Genomic DNA, 14,931 nt, shown 5'->3' with positions numbered 1-14,931 from the left:
TCGCTTACGCCCAACCCTGGCTGTCCAACCACGAACGACACACCGCCCTCGACACCTGGGTCGATCGCTACAACACTCGACGCGCCCACTCCGCTCTCGGTGGCCGACCCCCAGCCACCCGACTCGCCGCCTAACTGTCAACAACCTCCCGGGTCAGTACATCTAGACCCGGACGGGCCGCGGCTCCCGGTCCGCGCGGGCCACCAGCCACGCGGCCAGCACGCCCGCCAGCGCGCCGAAGAGGTGCCCCTGCCAGGAGATGTGCGAGTCGGTGGGGAGCACGCCCCACAGCACCCCGCCCCAGATCATGAACAGCACCACGGCCAGCAGGATCTGCTTGACGCTGCGCGCGAAGAAGCCCCGCACCAGCAGGAACGCCAGCCAGCCGAAGATGATCCCGGAGGCGCCGACCGTGTAGGCGTCATCCGGCCCCAGGAGCCACAGCACGGCCCCGCCGAGCAGCCAGATGGTCGCGGTGACCATCAAGAACTGCGCGATGCCGCCCGCCATGACGAGGAAACCGAAGACGAAGAACGGCACCGTGTTCGCCCACAGGTGCGCCCAGTCGTCGTGCAGGAGCGGGGAGAACAGGATCCCGTCGAGCCCGTCGACGTGCCGGGCGATGATGCCGCCCTCCAGCTGGAGCCGGCTGCCGCTGGCGATGTCGAGGACCTCGACGACGTACAGCACGGCGGTGAACACCAGCATGGTCAGCGCTGCCGAGACGGGGTGCGCCGGCAGCACCCGGTTGATCCGGCGCGGCGCGACGGGCACGGGTGCGGTCATGGAGTCCAGACTGCCAGAAGAGCGGAGCACGTGGCGGGCCCGAGATCCGGGCTCGCCAGCTCAAGCCCACAAGTGGCCTTCGAGCCGCTCCGCCGCTTCTTCCAGCGTGCCGCTGTAGGCCCCCGTGGACAGGTACTTCCACCCGGCATCGGCGACGATCAGCACGATGTCGGCCCGCTCCCCCGCCCCGGCCGCCTTCTCCGCCACGGCCAGCGCGGCGTGCAGGATCCCGCCGGTGGAGATGCCGGCGAAGATGCCCTCCTTCTCCACCAGCTCCCGGGTGCGGCGCAGCGCGTCGGCCGAGCCCACCGAGTACCGCCCGGTGAGCACGTCGGGATCGTACAGCTCGGGCACGAACCCCTCGTCGAGGTTGCGCAGCCCGTACACGAGGTCGCCGTAGCGCGGCTCAGCGGCGATGATCTGCACGTCGGGCTTGTGCTCACGCAGGTAGCGGCCGGTGCCCACGAGCGTGCCGGTGGTGCCCAGGCCGGCGACGAAGTGGGTGATCTCCGGGCAGTCGCGCAGGATCTCCGGGCCGGTCGTGCGGTAGTGCGCGTCGGCGTTGGCCGGGTTGCCGTACTGGTAGAGCATCACCCAGTCCGGGTGCTCGGCCGCCAGCTTCTTCGCCACCGCCACCGCCTGGTTGGACCCACCGGCAGCCGGCGAGGAGACGATCTGCGCGCCGTACATCTCCAGCAGCTGCCGGCGCTCCTGCGAGGTGTTCTCCGGCATCACGCAGATGAGCTCGTAGCCCTTGAGCTTGCAGGCCATCGCCAGCGAGATGCCGGTGTTGCCGGACGTGGGCTCGAGCACGGTGCAGCCGGGCCGGAGCCGGCCCTCGGCCTCCGCCTGCTCGATCATGGCCAGCGCGGGCCGGTCCTTGATGGAGCCGGTGGGGTTGCGGTCCTCCAGCTTGGCCCACAGCCGCACGTCCGGTGCCGGGCTCAGGTTCGGCAGACCCACCAGCGGCGTGTCACCGACCGCCTGGAGCAGCGAGTCGTACCGCACTCGGGGTCAGCCCCCGGCGACCGCCGGGAGGATCGTCACGGTGGACGTCTCCTTCACCGGCGCGTCCAGGCCGCCGGCGAACCGGACGTCCTCGTCGTCGACGTAGATGTTCACGAAGCGGTGCAGCTTGCCGTCCTTGACCAGACGATCGGCGATCCCGGAGTGGTTGGCGTCCAGGTCGGCGATGATCTCCGCGACGGTGCTGCCCTTCGCCTCCACGGTCTTCGCACCCCCCGTGTGGGTGCGCAGGATCGTGGGGATCGAGACGGTGGCCATGCCGGTGCTCCCAAGGTGACGGATCGGAAGAGGACGGATCGAAGCGGGCGACGCGGAGGTCAGTCCCGATCGGGGACGTCGTCCGCTCCGGTGTGGGCGAACATGTAACTCTCCACGACGTCGATCTCTTCCTCGGTCACGACGCCGTCGAGGATGCGGTACGACCGCAGTTCGTGGCGGACCGGGTCCTTCGTCCCGATGATGACGTAGTGCGCGTTCGGCTCCAGCGCGCTCTCCACGTCGATCGCCGAGGGATAGGCCTCGCTGTACGGCTGGGTGTGCGAGTGGTAGATGACCACGGGCTCCTCCTCGCGCGCGGTCATCTCCCGGTGCACCGCCAGCCACTCCTTGGAGTCGAAGATGAAGAAGGTGTCGCCGAAGCGCAGTTCTTCGATCTTCTCACCGGTCTCGGGATCGATCCGCGTGTTGGGCAGGCCGGGGTAGTCGGGGTCGGCCGCCGCGTTGCGCATCGGCAGGAACCGTTCGGGACGGTCGCTGCCCTCCGGGCCCGCGATGATTCCGCACGCCTCGTTCGGGTGCTCCCGACGGGCGTGCGCGACGATCTCGTCGACGAGATCGGCTCGGATCCGCAGCACGACACCAGCCTACGTGGTGCACGGCCTGTACGGACATTCCGGCGGGCCGTCTCACATCGGATCAGCTGTGCGGGGGCCGCACCATGGCCGTGTGGTCGGGTTCGACGAACCCGAACCGGCGGTAGAGCCCGTGCGCGTCGTCGGTGAACAGCGTCCAGCGCATGTGCACCGGTGACCCGTCGAGGATCCCGGCGACCAGCGCCTTCCCCAGCCCGGCGCCCCGCGCGGAGGGGAGCACGAACACGTCGGCGAGGTAGGCGAAGTTGACCCCGTCCCCGACGGCGCGGGCGAACCCGACCATCGCTCCCGTGTCGCGGCGGTAGGCGCCGACGACCCGCCACGCACCACGCAGCTGGGCCTCGACGTCGGCCCGGGTCCGGGTGCGTCCCCAGTACGCCTCGGTGGACAGGAAGTCCCACACCACGTCGTGGTCGACGCGGCCCGGATCGTCGTCGACCTCGTAGTCGCCGTGCCGGACGAGGTAGCGGCGGGAGAGCGCCGTGAGCACCCGCATCGCGTCCCCGGCCTGCGCGTGCGGCACGAAGAGGTGGTCGTGGTGCACGCCGGCGACCGGGTTGACGCTGATGCCCGCCCTGGCCAGCGCAGTGGTCACCCGCGCGAGGATCCCGACGTCGGTGAGCGCGGTGGTCGCCTGCAGGGTGATCCGCGCCGACGGGTACTGCGCGGCGAGCCCCAGCCGGCGCGCGTCCTCCTCCCGCAGGACGACCGTGCGGCCCTCGGCCTCCTCGACCGAGGCGATCACGGGTGCATCGACGGTGGTCCCGGGCGGCACGGTGGCGAAGACGTGGACTCCGTCGTGCAGGCAGGGCTGGAGATCACGCACCCGACCACCGTATGCGGTCGCCGGGTCGAGCTCGCGCGCAATTCCCGGCCCCACCGCCGCGGGCCGACGCTTCGGGCATGCCCACGCCCATCGCCGCGGACGGAACCGCACTGCACTACCCCGACTTCGGCAGCGGCGCTCCCGTGGTGCTGGTGCACGCCTGGTCGCTCTCGTCGAGCATGTGGGAGTACCGGGCGCAGGCGCTGCTGACCGCCGGGTACCGCTGCATCGCGCTCGACCGGCGCGGGCACGGTCGTTCCGAGGTGCCCGGCGGGGACCTCGCCACCACCTACCACCTCGACACCCCCGCCGGCGATCTCGCCGGGCTGATCGAGGCGCTCGACCTGCGCGACGCCGCGATCGTGGCGCACAGCACGGGCACCTGCGAGGTCACCCGCTACCTCGTCCGGCACGGTTCGGCGCGGGTCTCGCGGGTGGTGTTCCTCGGCGCCATGACCCCCACCAGGCCGGAGCGGAGAACTGGTTCGCGCTGCTGCGCACCGACCGCCCGCAGTGGTTCCACGACGCCGCGCCGGGCTACTTCGCCACCGGCGGCAGCGGGTCCTGGGTGTCCGCCGCCCTGGTCGCGGACACGGTCCGGCAGATCCTCGAGGTGCTGCTCGCGATGCAGATCGCCGGTGCAGATCCCCGGTGCAGATCCCTGTCCGCCGACCTCAAGGGGCCTCGACGTGCCGGTCATGCTGATGCACGGCAGCGCCGACGAGTCCGCCCCGCACACGATCACCGCCGCCCGACGGCGGATCTGGTCGCTCGGTGCGCGGCTGATCCCAACGACGGCGCGCCGCACGGGCGCCACGTCGCGCACGAGGACGAGGTGAACGCCGAGATCCTGCACTTCCAGGCCGGGTGACGGCCCCGCATCAGCGCTTCTCGCGCACCGCCATCCGGGCGTGGACCAGCGAGTCCTGGACGAACGTCAGCCACTGGTACACGCCCATGTGCTCGGCCCGGGGATCGTCCGGGGGCAGCTCGTCGGGCATGTCCTCGCTGACGTCGAGCGCCGTGCCGAGGGCGAGGCGGATGTCGTTGAGCCCGGTGAGCCACTCGTCGGCCGCCTCCGGGCGCAGCTCGACCCGCCCGCCGTCGGGCGGCAGCGTGTCCAGCATGTGCTGGTTGACCTCGAGCTTCGCCGCGATCAGCTGCGGCTCGTGCAGCGAGCGCAGCCCGGCGGCGAGGTCGGGGTCCTCGAAGGTGAAGTCGGGCAGGAGCCGGGCGACGATCCGGTCGGCCGGGCGCTTCGTCGGTCCGAGGCGGATGCCGGTGATCTCCGCCAGCTCGTCGTCGGGCGCCTCGGCGGCGCGTCCCTCAAGCATCTGCCGGACCTCCCGCAGGAGGCCGCGCAGCACGGCGGCCTCCTGCGGGTCGAAGTCGCCGACGATCATCTGGCGGTCGCCGCGGCCGGTCTTCTTCCAGCCCTTCACCGGGCGGTCACGCCCTCTGCATGGTGGCCCAGAGCCCGGCGGCGTGCAGCTTCGCCACGTCGGCCTCGATCTTGTCCTTGTCGCCGGAGGCGACAGCGGCCTTGCCCTTGTGGTGGACGTCGAGCATCAGCGCGGTCGCCTTGGGCTCCGGGTAGCCGAAGATCTTCTGCAGGACGTAGGTCACGTACGACATCAGGTTGACCGGGTCGTTCCAGACGATGGCCTGCCACGGCAGATCCGGGTTGGTGCCATCCTCGACGACCGGGTCGACCTCTTTCGTGGGAGCGGATAGCGGGCCGGCCATGTCCCTATGGTGACACCTCGACACCCCGGTCCGCAGGGCACCATACGCTTGGCCGCATGACCGGTAGCCCCTCCTCGGCCGGGGTGAGCACCGCGCTGCTCACCGACCGGTACGAGCTGACGATGCTGGCGGCTGCCTTCGCCGACGGCACGGCGCAGCGCGAGTGCGTGTTCGAGGTGTTCGCCCGCAGGCTGCCGGACGGACGCCGGTACGGGGTCGTGGCCGGCACCGGTCGGCTCATCGAGTCGATCACGCGGTTCCGGTTCGGCGAGCAGGAGCTGGACCTGCTCTCCGACGTCGTCGACCGCGCCACGCTCGACCGGCTGGCCGATTACCGCTTCTCCGGCGACATCGACGGGTACCCCGAGGGCGAGCTGTACTTCCCCGGCTCGCCGATCCTGACCGTCTGCGGGACGTTCGCCGACACGGTGATCCTGGAGACGCTGGTGCTGTCGATCCTCAACCACGACTCGGCGGTGGCGTCGGCGGCGGCGCGGATGGTCACCGCAGCGGCCGGGCGCCCGATCATCGAGATGGGCTCGCGGCGCACCCACGAGGCGGCGGCGGTCGCGGCCGCCCGCGCGGCCTACCTGGCCGGGTTCGCCTCGACGTCGAACCTGGAGGCGCAGCGCCGCCACGGCATCCCCACGGCGGGCACCGCGGCGCACGCGTGGGTCCTGCTGCACGACGACGAGCTGTCGGCCTTCCGATCACAGGTGGCCGCACTGGGCACCAAGACCACGCTGCTCGTCGACACCTACGACATCCGCCGCGGCATCGAGCTCGCCGTCGAGGCGGCCGGGACGGAGCTGGGCGCGGTGCGGATCGACTCCGGCGATCTCGGCGTGCTGGCCCGCCAGGCCCGCGAGCAGCTGGACAAGCTGGGCGCGACGAACACCCGGATCGTGGTCTCCGGCGACCTCGACGAGTACGCGATCGCCGCCCTGCGCGCCGAGCCCGTCGACTCGTACGGGGTCGGCACCTCGGTCGTCACCGGGTCGGGCGCGCCGACCGCGGGGATGGTCTACAAGCTCGTCGAGGTCGACGGGCGCCCGGTGGCCAAGCGCAGCGCGTCGAAGGAGTCCCGCGGCGGGCGGAAGGGGGTGCTGCGCCGGTACAAGCCGACGGGGACCGCCACGGAGGAGGTCGTCTTCCCGGCCCGCAACCCGATCCCGGTGGGTGAGCACGATCGGCTCATGCAGGTGCCGCTGATCCGCGGTGGCGAACCGGTGCCGGACCTGCCCACGCTGGAGGAGTCGCGCGAGCACCTCAAGCGCGCACTGGTGACCGTGCCGTGGGAAGGATTGAAGCTGTCGCGGGGTGAGCCCGCGATCCCCACCGTGTTCGAAGGGTTCTGACGATGTCTTCGCTCATCATCGTCGACGTGCAGAACGACTTCTGCGAAGGCGGCTCGCTCGCCGTCGCGGGCGGGGCCAGGGTAGCCGCCGACATCTCCGCGCACGTGCGCGCCACCGCGTACGACCACGTCGTCGCCACCCGTGACCACCACGTCGACCCGGGCACGCACTTCTCCGACGCACCCGACTACATCGACACGTGGCCGCCGCACTGCCGCGCGGGCACGCCCGGCGCGGCGTTCCACCCCGACCTGGACGTCGCACCGATCGAGGCCGTGTTCGACAAGGGCGCCTACTCGGCCGCGTACTCCGGGTTCGAGGGCTGCGAGCCCGGCGGGAAGAGCCTGCGCGACTGGCTGGCCGAGCGCGGCGTCACCGAGGTGGACGTGGTCGGCATCGCCACCGACCACTGCGTGCGGGCCACCGCGCTCGACGCGGCAGCCGCGGGTCTGAAGGTGCGGGTGCTGCTGCCGCTGTGCGCCGGGGTCGCCCCCGCTTCCACGGAGCGCGCGATCTCGGAGATGCGCGCCGCCGGGATCGAGGTCGTCTGATCCGCCGGTTCAGCCGCGCATCGCCCAGGGCGCGAGGCTGTCGGCCAGCCCGACGCCCTGCGCGCGGTGCGCCCCGGTGGCGTCGGCGAGCCCGACGCAGCGCGGCCCGTCGAACAGCCCGCACTGGTAGCGGACGGTGTGGTCGTCGATCGAGACGACGCCGACCCGCAGCTGGTAGATGCCCGGGTAGTGCACCTCGGACAGGTAGTCGACGCGCAGCGAGCTGGGCTCGAGCCCGTCGAGCGGGCCGCCGGTCGGGTAGCCGAGCACGTCGAGGTGCAGCTCGGCGAGGCCGTCGAGGTACCAACGGGCGAGCGCGACGTTGTTGACGTGCCGGTTGGTGTCGACGTCGGTGAAGCGGGTCCGCACGTCCAGGCGGAACGGGTAGTGCTCCCGCACCAGCGTCGCGGTCTCCCGCAGCGGCTGGATCGGTTCAGCCTCGCCGGGCATCTGCAGGGAGGCGAGGGCGTTGCGCAGCGACTCGGGCAGCGGCGCGGCGCCGTCCTCACCGACGTGCACGCTGACGGACGACCCGACCGCCACGCACTCCGCGCCGTTGAACACCGCGTACGAGTAGGTGACCGACGAGGTGCCCATCCGGGTGATGCCGACACCGACGCGGTAGGTCCCCGCCACCGTCAGCGGCGCGAGCACGTCGACCTGCACCGAGGCGAGGAACAGCCGGATCTGGCTGCGCTCTCGCGAGGTGATGTCGGCGCCGAAGGACTGGTACTCGACGGCGACCCGGGCGTCCTCGAACCACCGCACCAGCGCGTCCCGGCCGATGCGCCGGCTGGTGTCCAGATCGCTGTAGCGCGGGGTCTCGTCGATGAGGACGGGGAAGTCGGCCGGCACCGGGAGGTGGCGAGCAACAGCGGTACGCGGAGTCGTCACTTCACCCATTGTGGTCTGTTGTGCAGGTCACGGGCGGGTCAGGGTGACGGGCCCTGCGGTGTCGGGCACTCCCGGTAGCCTCGCGAGGTGGCCGCAGCCCCCGTCTCCACCCGCGACCTGCCCGGTGTCGCCGAGCTGCTGGAGGCTGCCGTCAAGGCCGTCGGCGGCACACGCCGCGAGGGCCAGGACCGCATGGCCGACGCCGTGCGCCGTGCGCTCGTCACCGGGGAGCACCTGGCCGTGCAGGCCGGCACCGGCACCGGCAAGTCGCTCGCGTACCTGGTGCCCGCGATCCGGCACGCGATCGCCAAGGACACCACGGTGGTGATCTCCACCGCCACCATCGCGCTGCAGCGTCAGCTCGTCGACCGCGATCTGCCGCGCGTGGCGAAGGCGCTCAAGCCGCTGCTGGGCCGCGCACCGACGTTCGCGATCCTCAAGGGCAGGCGCAACTACCTGTGCCTGAACAAGCTGCACGGCCCCGAGGACGGCGTCGATCCCGAGGACGAGCTGTTCGACCCGTTCCAGGTCTCGGCGATGGGGCGGGCGATCAAGCGGATCCACGACTGGGCCGACGACACCGAGACCGGCGATCGCGACGAGCTGGTGCCCGGCGTGCCGGACAACGTGTGGCGACAGGTGTCGGTGAGCGCCCGGGAGTGCCTAGGAGCGGCCAAGTGCCCCGTCGGCGACGAGTGCTTCGCCGAGCGGGCGCGGCACGAGGCCGGTCGCGCCGACATCGTCGTCACCAACCACGCGCTGCTGGCCATCGACGCGATGGAGGGGCGCCAGGTGCTGCCCGACCACGACGTCGTCGTCATCGACGAGGCGCACGAGCTGGTCGACCGGGTCACCGGGGTGGCCACCGCGGAGCTGTCGGCGGGCGCGGTCGCGGTCGCGGCGCGGCGGCTGGGGAAGCTGGTCGACCAGGCGGTGGCCGACCGACTGGCCGAAGCGGGCGACGGCCTGGGCGCGGTGCTGGACGACCTGCCGCCCGCCCGGTGGGAGTCGATGCCGCAGGCCGCAGCGGGCGCGCTCACGATGCTGGCCAACGCGGCCGCCGAGGCGAAGAGCGCGATGGGCGGCGAGCGGCGCGAGGACCCCGACGCCGCCGTCGGGCGCAAGCTCGCCCAGGCGGCGCTGGACGAGATCACCGAGACCACCACGCGGCTGCTGGGCGCGTTCGAGGAGCCGGATCCGGCGAAGCGGCGCGACGTCGTCTGGCTGGCCGAGCAGGGGCCGGAGTCGTCGCGGCACAAGGTGCTCCACGTCGCGCCGCTGTGGGTGGGCGGGTTGCTGCGGGAGCGGCTGTTCGGTCGGGCCACCGTGGTGCTGACCTCGGCGACGCTCACCCTCGGCGGCACCTTCGACGCGCTGGCGCGGCAGTGGGGGTTGCCGCCGGAGAAGGCTGCATCGGGGAAGGCGGATCCGCAGACGTCCGGGGAGACCGATCCCGTGCCCGACCCGGATGCGCCGCGCTGGACCGGCCTCGACGTCGGATCACCGTTCGCGCACGCCAAGAGCGGCATCCTCTACGTCGCCCGGCGGCTGCCGCCGCCGGGCCGCGACGGGCTGCCACCCGCCTACCTGGACGAGATCGCCGCGCTGGTGGAGGCGGCGGGCGGGCGCACGCTGGGGCTGTTCTCGTCGATGCGAGCCGCGAAGCAGGCCACGGAGGCGCTGCGCGGCCGGCTGTCCACTCCCCTGCTGTGCCAGGGCGACGACTCCACGATGCTGCTGGTCAAGCGCTTCGCCGAGGACGAGGCGACCAGCCTGTTCGGCACGCTGTCGCTGTGGCAGGGCGTCGACGTGCCCGGCCCGTCGCTGTCGTTGGTGATCATCGACCGGATCCCGTTCCCGCGGCCCGACGACCCGCTGATCACGGCCCGGCAGAAGGCCGCCGACGCCCGCGGCGGCAACGGCTTCCTCACCGTCTCGGCCACCCACGCGGCCCTGCTGCTCGCGCAGGGCGCCGGCCGGCTGCTGCGCGGCACCGACGACCGCGGTGTGGTGGCGATCCTCGACCCGCGGCTGGCTACGGCTCGCTACGGCTCGTTCCTGCGGGCGTCGCTGCCGCCGTTCTGGCCGACGGAGGACCGCGAGGTCGTCCTCGGCGCCCTGCGACGTCTGCGCGGGGCCTGAGCCGGTCCTCCCGGTCGCCGAGGACAGCCGTACGCCCCGAGCCGGCGCGTCGCGCATCTCATCCCGCGAGTCTCGCGTTCTGCCCGGCGAGTCGCGCGCGGTCGGGCGAGTCGCGCGTGTCGGGCAGCGAGTCGTGCAACCGGCCCGGCGGGTCCTGCGCGCCGTACGGCGAGTCCCCCGCCCCGCGAGTTGCGCAGACGGTCCGGCGAGTTGCGCGTCGCGTCGGCCGGGTGCGGAGCGCCACCCGCGCGCCGGGTCCCCGACGTCAGAGGCCGGGGACCCGGTGCACCCGGGCCGGCGCTCCGTACCGGCCACCCCGAGCTCCGGACTCGCGGTGCTCGTTGTCCGGGCTTCCCCGCCTTGGTCCGGCCCCACAGCGGTCCGGACTCGCGAGGCCGCCTGTGCCCGACCGTACGCGGATCTCACCGGCACGGACGCGCGCCTCGCCAGGCCGAGTGCGTGACTCGCCGGACCGTTCGCGGGACTCGCACGACGGGATGCACAACTCGCCCGGGCCGAGCGCGCGACTCGCGACACCGAACGCGGAACTCACCGGTCCGGACGCGGGACTCGCCCGACCGCGTGCGCGACTCGCGGGACCGTTCGCGCGACTCGCGGGGGCGGAACGCGGGACTCGCGCTCAGCCCAGCGACTCGGCCTCGGCGAGCCAGTCCAGCACGCCGAACGGGTCGCCCTCGGTCAGCACCGCGCGCAGCTCGTCCTCCCGCCCCCGCGGCACGGCCGTGACGACGCCGGAGAACCTGTGCCCGCCGGCCCCGTCGGCGACGACGCGGGCGCAGATCAGCTCGCCCGCCTTCGCGTCCCTGGCCACCTCCTCGTCGGCGACGGTGATCTCATCGCCGTTCCCGCCGAGCTCCCGGAGCCTGACGCCGCTGCCGTAGCCGATGCCGACGACCTCGTACACGCGCCGGGGCACCGAGGCCCATTCGGCCACCAGTTCCCGCTCGTCGGCAGGCAGGAGGGGACCGCGCTCGGCCACGAACCGGGCGAGCCACCCGCCCTCCACGAGCACGACGTCGCTGAGCAGCGGGTCGTCGTAAGCGGCGTCGGGATCGGGATCGTCCCCGGTGAGCAGATCGGCGAGCGCGTCGATGAGGAGATCCGCGGCGCCGCTGCGCCGGTCGACGTACATCTGCAGCTTGGCCTCCAGCCACGGCACCCGCGCGGGGAGCGGCGCGAGCGGCGGCTGGTCGCGGTGGCACTGCTTGTACTTGCGTCCCGACCCGCACCAGCACGGCTCGTTGCGGCCAGGTACCGCCACCGGCACCGCGTACGGCAGCAACGTCGTGATCAACGGGTGGTCCTCGGCGAGCCCTGAGTCGCGCAGGTGCCCGAGCGCCTCGGCGGCCCGGCCGCGGTCCGACGCGTACCAGCCGAGTCGGTCGTCGACGATCCACCACTCGGCGGCAGCGGCGGCCGCGCGCAGGTGGGACTCGGCGTCGTCGAGCCGGCCGGCCCGCTCGGCCGCGAGCGACGCGAACATGTGCGCGGTGGCCGCGCGGTCCGAGCTGCCGGCCGCGCTCACCAGCCGATCCCCCAGCACGACGGCCGCGGCGGCCTTCTCCGCGTCGCCGTCGGAGTGCGTCAGCTCCGAGACGACGGTGAAGAGCACCTCGGCGTCCACGACGAGATCGAGCACGGTGCGCAGGTCGTGGTCGGTCGGCGCTCCGGCGGCCACGAGGTCCAGCGCAGCCTCGGCGAGCTCGACGTGGCGGTCGTCGAGCTGCTGGGCCAGCCGCTCGCGCCGGACGATCCGCTCGGCCTCGCGCCAGGCCTCCTCGTCGTGGCCGAACTCGCGGCCGCGCTGCATCAACCCGGCCGCGGCGGCCAGCTCCGAGAACGGCGCGACGGGATCGCTGAACGCGTCCGCGTCCTCGGCGAGCATTCCGAGCTGCAGCCTGTCCGCGGTCTGCGGCAGGGGACCGGTGATCTGCTCGTCGTAGATCTGGCGGAGGAGCCGGAGGACCGATTCCGGCGTCGGCTCGTCCAGGGCCGCGGTCCCGACGACGAGCCGATCGCCCTCCACCCGCAGGGTGAGCACCTCCCCCTCGGCGGGCCGCGGCAGCCAGCCGGGTGGGAAGGACCACGTCTGTTCCCCGTCGGGGCCGATCTCCTCGGTGATCAGCCCCGCGTCGGTGCTCAGCCCGGTGAGCAGACCGAAGGCGGACAGGTCGGGCTCGATGGCGAGCTTCCCCCCGGCCAGCTCCTCCTCGGTCGGGCGGTGGGTGAGCACCTGCCCGTCCAACAGTGTCGGGGCGTGCACGATCTGCTCGCCGGGTGTCACCGCGGCGCCGACCTCCGGGTCGAGCAGCAGGCCCTCGACGACTTCGTCCAGCACGGCCTCCGCGAGCGGGTCGTCCCCGGCCAGCTCCAGCCGCTCCAGCAGCTCCGACTTCAGGTACTCCTCGTCGAGCACGACGACCTGGTCGCGCACCACGTCCGCGCCGACGTCGTAGGCCTCCTCCAGCAGCGACTCGGCCTCGGCGACGAACTCGTCCATGACCTCGTGCCGGTCCCTGCCGGACGCGAGGGCAGCCCGGGCCCGCTCCCAGGTGTCCGTCCGGCCGCTGAGGATGCGCGCCAGCACGCCGAACCGCAGAACCCGGTCCAACGGGGAACGCACGGCACCCGGTCGATCGGCGATCATCAGGTCGTCCCACCCGCTCGGGTCGGCGCGCTCGTCGGGCGTGAGGTCGCGTCCGAAGAGGAATCGGAAGCGCTCGTCGAGATCGGGCGGGACGGAGGACGTCACGCGGGGACCCTATTGGTCCTCAGGGATCGACGGCGAGGCAGGTCACAGTGCCCGGCGCCACCTCGGTGAAGCCGCCGTCGCGCACGCGCACCGACGACTCCTGCGCCACCAGGTGCGCCCAGTGGTCCGGGTCGGCGTCGCGCACCGCGAACCGCGGCAGCTCGGTGATCCCGCGGGCCGCCGCGTACAGCATCGCCGCGTGCCCGACCTGCGCCGCTGCCTTGCCCGTCGTCATCCCCAGCGCGGCGTTGATCCAGATCACCGGCACCCCGGGCGGGGGCGGGCCCGGGTCGTCGGGCGGCAGGTCGGTGCCGCCGATCTGCAGCCGCGCCACCTCGCGCGGCACCTCGTCGACGGGGCCGGGAACGAGCGCGCGGGCCTGCGCGTCGCCGACGGTCACGGTGACCCCGGGCAGCTGCTCCACAGCCGCCCAGTGAGCGCCGCGGGCCCGCCGGGCGATCTTGCGGATCCGGGCGTCCACCCACGTCCTGACAGCGTCGTACCACTCGCCGCCCGGCTCGGCCCGCGGATCGAGGCACAGCGCGAGCGCCGCCCCCGCCGCAGCCTCCAGCACCGGGGTGCGCGCCGCGGGCGGCCGCTCCAGGCGCAGGACGATCGGCATCGCACGCACGATCCCGTCCGGATCCGGCTCGATGCTGCGCGCGCCGCCGAGGTAGCGCCGGGCGATGGGCTCCAGGATCGTCATCGCGCTCAGTCGGGGATCGGGACCCGTCGCAGCACACCGTCCGCCGCGTCGGCCCGCTCCACCTCGTCCCGGGTGATGCCCAGCACGAACAGCACCACGTCGAGGTACGGGTGCGACAGCGCGGTGTCGGCCACCTCGCGCAGCGCGGGCCGCGCGTTGAACGCGATGCCCAGGCCGGCGCTGGAGATCATGTCGATGTCGTTGGCGCCGTCGCCGACCGCGACGCACTGCTCCAACGGGATGTCGAACGACTCCGCGAACCGGCGCAGCGCGGCCGCTTTGCCCGGCCGGTCGACGATCTCCCCGACGACGCGGCCGGTCAGCCGGCCGTCGACGATCTCCAGCTCGTTGGCGGCCATGAAGTCCAGACCGAGCTCGTCGACGAGCCTGCGGATCACCGCGGTGAACCCACCGGACACGACGCCGATGCGGAACCCGAGCCGCTTGAGGGTGCGGATCGTCGTGCGGGCTCCGGGGGTCAGCTCGATCCGCGCTGCGACCTCGTCCAGCACGGAGGCCGGCAGTCCGGCCAGCGTCTCGACCCGGCGGTGCAGCGACTCGGTGAAGTCCAGCTCCCCGCGCATCGCCGCCTCGGTGATCGCGGCGACCTCGGCCTCGGCCCCGGCGTACTCGGCCAGCATCTCGATGACCTCGCCCTGGATCAGGGTCGAGTCCACGTCGAAGACGATCAGCCGCTTGCTGCGCCGGGAGAGGCCGGCCCGCTCCACCGCGACGTCCACGCCGGCGGTGCGGGCGACGTCGACCAGCCGCTTGCGCAGCGTGCCCGGCGGATGGTGCTCGCTCCCCCGGCCCGGGTCCGGAGAGACCATCAGCTCCAGACCCGTGACCGGGTAGTCCGCCACCCGGCGGATCGAGTCGATGTTCGCCCCGACGTCGGCCAGCGCCTGCGCGATCGCACCGAACGCCCGCGCCGTGATCGGCCGCCCGGTGACCACGACGACGTGCGTCGGGTAACGCCGGTCGTCCTCACCCTCGGTGTAGACCGACGTCTCGGCGTGCATGCCGATCGAGGCCATCGCCTGCTCGACGGCCTCCTGCAGCGCCTCGGGATCGTGCTGCGTGGAGACCAGCGCGCCGAGCGTGAGCCGGCCGCGGATGACGACCTGCTCCACGTCGAGCAGCTCGACCCCGTGGCGGGTCAGCGCGGCGAAGAGGACCGAGCTGACCCCCGGCCGGTCCGGCCCGGTGACCGTGACGAGAACACTCGTGCTCTGGGGGGTGGCCACCGGC

16 protein-coding genes and 1 pseudogene are annotated in these 14,931 nt (G+C 72.9%); 5 read left to right on the top strand and 12 right to left on the bottom strand.

The window, feature by feature from the left end:
* Window positions 1-20: 20 nt before the first annotated feature.
* Window positions 21-134 carry an integrase core domain-containing protein gene (locus BUE41_RS32840; RefSeq protein WP_084754869.1) on the top strand — a complete coding sequence of 38 codons (114 nt, stop codon included), beginning with the start codon at window positions 21-23 and terminating at the stop codon, window positions 132-134.
* Between the two features lie 28 nt (window positions 135-162).
* On the opposite strand, the gene BUE41_RS06445 is transcribed toward BUE41_RS32840, so the two are convergent.
* The 6 genes and pseudogenes from BUE41_RS06445 to BUE41_RS31190 form a co-directional block, all read right to left on the bottom strand.
* Complete coding sequence (locus BUE41_RS06445) at window positions 163-786, bottom strand: rhomboid family intramembrane serine protease (RefSeq protein WP_073455905.1); 624 nt, start codon at window positions 784-786, stop codon at window positions 163-165.
* A gap of 60 nt (window positions 787-846) precedes the next feature.
* Entirely contained in the window at window positions 847-1,794 is a 948-nt protein-coding gene (locus BUE41_RS06440; RefSeq protein WP_073455904.1) for a PLP-dependent cysteine synthase family protein, read from the bottom strand.
* A 6-nt stretch (window positions 1,795-1,800) separates the two neighbouring features.
* Window positions 1,801-2,070: a MoaD/ThiS family protein gene (locus BUE41_RS06435; RefSeq protein ID WP_073455903.1), complete on the bottom strand. Its 270-nt coding sequence runs from the start codon at window positions 2,068-2,070 to the stop codon at window positions 1,801-1,803.
* A 59-nt stretch (window positions 2,071-2,129) separates the two neighbouring features.
* The gene (locus tag BUE41_RS06430; RefSeq protein WP_073455902.1) at window positions 2,130-2,666 is read right to left on the bottom strand and encodes a M67 family metallopeptidase; all 537 of its coding nucleotides are present in this window, start codon (window positions 2,664-2,666) and stop codon (window positions 2,130-2,132) included.
* Window positions 2,667-2,727: 61 nt separating this feature from the next.
* The gene (locus BUE41_RS06425; RefSeq protein WP_073455964.1) at window positions 2,728-3,180 is read right to left on the bottom strand and encodes a GNAT family N-acetyltransferase; all 453 of its coding nucleotides are present in this window, start codon (window positions 3,178-3,180) and stop codon (window positions 2,728-2,730) included.
* Window positions 3,178-3,510 (bottom strand): annotated as a pseudogene (locus BUE41_RS31190) (ACT domain-containing protein); the annotation flags it as partial. The pseudogene BUE41_RS31190 and the gene BUE41_RS06425, both read right to left, overlap by 3 nt.
* Before the next feature lie 77 nt (window positions 3,511-3,587).
* Between BUE41_RS31190 and BUE41_RS06415 the strand changes: the two are divergent.
* Entirely contained in the window at window positions 3,588-4,349 is a 762-nt protein-coding gene (locus tag BUE41_RS06415; RefSeq protein ID WP_073455901.1) for an alpha/beta fold hydrolase, read from the top strand.
* Window positions 4,350-4,391: 42 nt separating this feature from the next.
* On the opposite strand, the gene BUE41_RS06410 is transcribed toward BUE41_RS06415, so the two are convergent.
* Together BUE41_RS06410 and clpS are read right to left on the bottom strand one after the other, a co-directional pair.
* Window positions 4,392-4,952 (bottom strand): DUF2017 domain-containing protein, encoded by a 561-nt coding sequence (locus BUE41_RS06410; RefSeq protein WP_073455900.1) that lies wholly within the window; start codon window positions 4,950-4,952, stop codon window positions 4,392-4,394.
* A gap of 7 nt (window positions 4,953-4,959) precedes the next feature.
* On the bottom strand, window positions 4,960-5,256 hold the full coding sequence (clpS, locus tag BUE41_RS06405) for an ATP-dependent Clp protease adapter ClpS (RefSeq protein ID WP_073455899.1): 297 nt from the start codon (window positions 5,254-5,256) through the stop codon (window positions 4,960-4,962).
* A gap of 56 nt (window positions 5,257-5,312) precedes the next feature.
* On the opposite strand from clpS, the gene BUE41_RS06400 reads away from it, so the two are divergent.
* Both BUE41_RS06400 and BUE41_RS06395 read left to right on the top strand, forming a co-directional pair.
* A complete protein-coding gene (locus tag BUE41_RS06400; protein WP_073455898.1) occupies window positions 5,313-6,614 on the top strand; it encodes a nicotinate phosphoribosyltransferase in 1,302 nt (433 codons plus the stop codon).
* A 2-nt stretch (window positions 6,615-6,616) separates the two neighbouring features.
* On the top strand, window positions 6,617-7,165 hold the full coding sequence (locus BUE41_RS06395) for an isochorismatase family protein (RefSeq protein WP_073455897.1): 549 nt from the start codon (window positions 6,617-6,619) through the stop codon (window positions 7,163-7,165).
* Between the two features lie 9 nt (window positions 7,166-7,174).
* Here BUE41_RS06395 and BUE41_RS06390 read toward each other — a convergent pair whose 3' ends face one another.
* Complete coding sequence (locus BUE41_RS06390) at window positions 7,175-8,059, bottom strand: thioesterase family protein (protein ID WP_159444867.1); 885 nt, start codon at window positions 8,057-8,059, stop codon at window positions 7,175-7,177.
* Between the two features lie 87 nt (window positions 8,060-8,146).
* Here BUE41_RS06390 and BUE41_RS06385 point away from each other — a divergent pair, with 87 nt between their 5' ends.
* The gene (locus BUE41_RS06385; protein ID WP_073455895.1) at window positions 8,147-10,201 is read left to right on the top strand and encodes an ATP-dependent DNA helicase; all 2,055 of its coding nucleotides are present in this window, start codon (window positions 8,147-8,149) and stop codon (window positions 10,199-10,201) included.
* A 640-nt stretch (window positions 10,202-10,841) separates the two neighbouring features.
* On the opposite strand, the gene BUE41_RS06380 is transcribed toward BUE41_RS06385, so the two are convergent.
* From BUE41_RS06380 to serB, 3 genes are read right to left on the bottom strand one after another with little or no spacing between them, the layout of a single operon-like run.
* A complete protein-coding gene (locus BUE41_RS06380) occupies window positions 10,842-12,974 on the bottom strand; it encodes an SEC-C domain-containing protein (protein ID WP_073455894.1) in 2,133 nt (710 codons plus the stop codon).
* A 19-nt stretch (window positions 12,975-12,993) separates the two neighbouring features.
* Window positions 12,994-13,680 carry an aminoacyl-tRNA hydrolase gene (locus tag BUE41_RS06375; RefSeq protein WP_073455893.1) on the bottom strand — a complete coding sequence of 229 codons (687 nt, stop codon included), beginning with the start codon at window positions 13,678-13,680 and terminating at the stop codon, window positions 12,994-12,996.
* A gap of 5 nt (window positions 13,681-13,685) precedes the next feature.
* Entirely contained in the window at window positions 13,686-14,927 is a 1,242-nt protein-coding gene (gene serB, locus BUE41_RS06370) for a phosphoserine phosphatase SerB (RefSeq protein ID WP_073455892.1), read from the bottom strand.
* Window positions 14,928-14,931 lie beyond the last annotated feature (4 nt).

The organism is Pseudonocardia thermophila (assembly GCF_900142365.1).
In the GTDB taxonomy this organism is placed as follows: Bacteria; Actinomycetota; Actinomycetes; order Mycobacteriales; family Pseudonocardiaceae; genus Pseudonocardia; species Pseudonocardia thermophila.
Note: the sequence above shows the minus strand (reverse complement) of the source record. Positions and strands in the feature narration are given on the sequence as shown.